The 4,154-nt window shown below is 46.1% G+C and carries 3 protein-coding genes; all 3 read left to right on the forward strand.

Annotation, left to right across the window (positions count from 1 at the left end):
* Positions 1–2,204 (forward strand): patatin-like phospholipase family protein (locus WBV75_RS04505; protein WP_424119458.1); only part of this gene is annotated, 2,204 nt, incomplete at its 5' end.
* 416 nt (positions 2,205–2,620) lie between these two features.
* Positions 2,621–3,256 (forward strand): hypothetical protein, encoded by a 636-nt coding sequence (locus tag WBV75_RS04510; RefSeq protein ID WP_424119459.1) that lies wholly within the window; start codon positions 2,621–2,623, stop codon positions 3,254–3,256.
* Positions 3,257–3,510: 254 nt separating this feature from the next.
* Complete coding sequence (locus WBV75_RS04515; RefSeq protein ID WP_424119460.1) at positions 3,511–3,942, forward strand: hypothetical protein; 432 nt, start codon at positions 3,511–3,513, stop codon at positions 3,940–3,942.
* Positions 3,943–4,154: the final 212 nt, after the last annotated feature.

Here is a 4,154-nt window from a genome sequence, read left to right on the forward strand (position 1 = left end):
GGGCCAAAGGCCTGGCACACATTCCTTTGTTGCAAGCCCTGGATTCGCTTGGGATTGTGCCCGACCTGGTTGTGGGGAATAGTATGGGCACCATGGTTGGGGGATTGTACGCCATGGGGTATTCCGGGGATAGCATCGCGCAGATTGCCAGGTCAGCAGACTGGGACAATATAATGGGTGGTGGAATCGCTTTGAACGATGTAACGGCAGAGGAGAAAAGTGAATTCAATCGCTATATGATTACCCTGGGTCTCGAAAATGGAAAGATCCGACTCGGAAATTCCCTTATAAATGATCAGAACCTGCGGACCTTTATTTCCTCCCTGACCTTCCCGGTCCATAAGGTCAATGACTTTGACGACCTGCCTATCCCCTTCCGCGCCATGTCAACAGACATCGTTAATGGGAAAGAGGTCATCCTGGAATCCGGAACACTGGCTTTTGCCATGCGTGCAAGTATCTCCATCCCCGGAATTTTCACCGCTGTGCCCTATAATGAGACCCTCCTTGTGGATGGGGGTGTCCTGAACAATTTCCCGGTAGATGTTGCCAAAGCCATGGGGGCCGACATTATTATTGGGAGTGACGTAGGGGGGAATATATTGCCCAAAGAGAAACTGGAAAACCTGAGTTCGATTATGTTCCAGGCCGGAATGCTGAACAGTTACCTGAAAAATCCGAAGAGTCGGGCGCTTTGTGATATCCTCGTCGACCATGTCCCGAATTTGACCTATTCTACTTCAGATTTTGTGAAATCCGAAACCATGATACAGGAAGGTAAGATCGGGGTATCGAAAAACAGTGATGCTTTGGCTGCCCTTGCTGAAGGACTTAATAACTTCGAACAAAGACCACACGAAATTCCGGAATATGAAGAGAAAGTAACCTTTGACACCATTGTCTATAAAGGAATCAGTAAGGGAAACAGGACCCTGGTCCGGGAACGCACGAATTTAAAACCGGATACGGCGTATACACTTCGGGATGTTAAGTCGGGAATAGACCGCGCCATGGGTACAGGGCGTTTTTCACAAGTAAATTATCTGCTTCAGAATACCGATGATTCCCTGGCATTCGAGATATCCGGGTTAGAGTACCCCACGCATCAGTTCAAAGGCTCATTGCATTTTGACACAGATAACGGGGTGGGTGTGATTGTGAACTACACGGGCCTAAATGTACTGGGTACTTCCTCCAGGACGCTGGTTACCCTCGATGTTGCTGAACGGCCAAAATTTCGGTTACAACACCAGGCTTCCTTTGGCCCTCAAAAAGTGTGGTGGTGGCGTGCAGAAATGATGGGACAGCAACAGGAAGAAAAGGTCTTTGTTTTGGGGGAATATGTAGATGACCTCAAATATCAGTACGGGATTTTCGACAATCAAATAAATCTGAACCTGAATTCCTTAGTCAACTATATAGGCTTCGGTGTAAAATACGAGCATACCACGCTGAGGCCAACCATAGACCCCGATGTAAACGACAATTTCTTCCAATTAGACCGCTACCGTTTCAACAACCTGGAAATATACGGTCAGTACCAGCACAATTCCATGGACAAGGTCTTTTTTGCCACCCGGGGGACTTTGCTCAGGGGCTATATCGGAAGATCCCTTTACAGCCATGTGGACCTGAAATACTCTTTGGATGCCGCCGAACCCGTAGTGGGAAAGACCAATGGATTTTCAAAATTGGGGCTGGACTATGAGGTTCGACTTCCGGTAAGCCCGAAGTCCTCTGTAATTATTGGTGCGGCTTCCCATTTCTTATTCCAGGATAACCTGCAGGACAGTGATGTATCCCTTCTTGACTTTGGCCTGGGCGCGCAGTACATATTCGGCGGCAATATCGAGAACCCCAGATTAGACTCCCATCACTTCCCGGGTTTAAACCAAAAGGAGCTCATCGTAAATCAATATGTGGGCATTTCCCTCGGGACACAACTCAACCTTTTCCGCAAAGTGTTCCTTACCCCACATGTAAATATGGCATCTGTTGGGTTTGGGTCTTTTGACGACTATACAGATGACTTTTTTAACCCAACCGGGGATTGGGAAAGTGCCACTGAAACCAGTTTTATAATGTCTGCAGGCAGCACCCTCTCTTACAATTCAATCCTCGGCCCGGTTAATTTTGATCTTTCATGGGTCAATGGAACGAACAATCTTCGTGTTTTCCTTGGAGTCGGGTTTCACTTTAACTAAGAGTTGCTGAAGGGTTCAAAAAGAGTCTTCAGTAGGCAGTGGCAGTGGGCAGAAAGGGTTCAAGGTTCAAAAAAAGTCTTCAGTGGGCAGGGGCAGTTGGCAGAAAAGAATACGACTTTACGACTTTAATCATCTAAGTTCTGCATACTGCAACTGTGAACTGCGGACTTGGAAAAGGGTTCAAGGTTCAAAAGGGGAGTCTTCAATGGGCAGTGGCAGTGGGCAGAAAGGGTTCAAGGTTCACATGAAGTTACTGCAGACTGCGGAGTAAGGACTGGGGAACAAGTCAATTGACTCTCTGCCCTTTAAGAAGTATCTTTAGGGACATGCCACAGGTGATGAATGTTTTTAATTCCAAACCAAGGATTCTCCAAGCCTCGCTTGGTTGTTTTTTCGCTGTGTTTTGCTATGGAGATATGTGCGCTCAGCAATTGCGAAATGAAGAGTTTGGCACTGTCTATTATGAGCCGAATTTTTACAAAACCAAATACAAGGCGCCCGAAGGGTCGCCATATTTAAATGAAGTGTTTACCGCAGCGAGAATTAACGATCGGGATGAAACTCATTTTGTCAGATTTGATGCGGTGGAAGGAGTTGTAGAAATTCAGATGGCTCAGGATCGGGTAATTGTACTGGACAACTCCATTCCGTATACCATTACGCTCCTCAATGGAAACGATCAGGTCTATGAAACACATGAATATATCAATCCGAAAGGAGATAAAGTCTCAACATTTTTGCGCGTAGTACATCGTTCTGAAAACTACACCCTTTTTGTTCGTGAAAATAAGAAGTACTTCAAGGAAGTTAAGGCTCAGGGATATGCCGCGGCCGAACCTGCTGTTTTTAAAAAGACTCAGGACCAATTTTACATCATGGACAAACGGAAGACTTCAGGGTCTGTAGTACCCTTACCCGGTAATTCAAAAGGATTCAGGGAATTCTTCGAAAATGACGCAGGGAGGATAAAAAGTTATATAAAAACCAACAAACTTTCGATCTCCCAAAGTGAGGACCTTGTTGCAATTTTCGATTACTATTTTGGGCAATAGGTGATTCCATTTTGGTTTCGCTTTAAAATCGCACCGGCTAATCCGAGTTAGATTTAGCGCATACTGCATACTGCAACTGCGAACTGCCGACTGAAGAAACGGAATGCTAGTATTTCGAACAAGCGGGAAGAATACAAGATTACAGAATTCCCTATATTTAATTCCCAAAAGGATCCCTCAGATTTCGCCTGCTGCCGGACGGTGGAATAAACCTTTGGGGTTACACAATTCTTAACCGCTCAAAAAAAACTCAGATGGGATTATCAGATCTGTTCAGCAGCTACGACAAAAAGAAGCGCAGAAGCCATTTTAAAAACCTTTTCTCCGTGGCCCGGGCGGATGGGGATGTAGACCGGACCGAAATGGACCTGGTGATCGGGTTGGCCGAAAAGTTCCATATGTCCACGCATGAAGTCACCAATATCATCCGTAACCCGGATGCTGTCCCCCTGATTACCCCAAAAACTTCAGAAGAGCGTATGGAGCACCTCTATCACCTGATTACCGTTATGATGGTGGATGGCAGGATCGATGAAAAGGAATTATTCCTCTGTAAATCCCTGGGTGTAAAACTGGGTTGCAGCGAAGAAACCATCGATTCCCTGGTACGGGAACTCATAGAACACTCCCTAAATGAAGTGGAGCCGGAAAAGGCCGTGAAATTCCTCGTGGCGAAATATGACTGAAATGGTCCAGGAGAAAGTCCTGAAAAAATACGCCTGATCCCTCCAAGTTCAATTCGAATGGGGTTTCACCTCTTTAATCAGAGAACAGTACCGAAAACCCTTTATTTGTATAATGTCTTGAAGCCGGCTGCTTGTGATGCATCGCTTCGCATTTCCGGGAAGATCACATGGTGGAGTGTGGCGTTACCATATGCCCCCGAACGCCTGTTTTC

Origin of the sequence: Robiginitalea sp., assembly GCF_049588695.1 — a bacterium.
In the GTDB taxonomy this organism is placed as follows: domain Bacteria; phylum Bacteroidota; class Bacteroidia; order Flavobacteriales; family Flavobacteriaceae; genus Robiginitalea.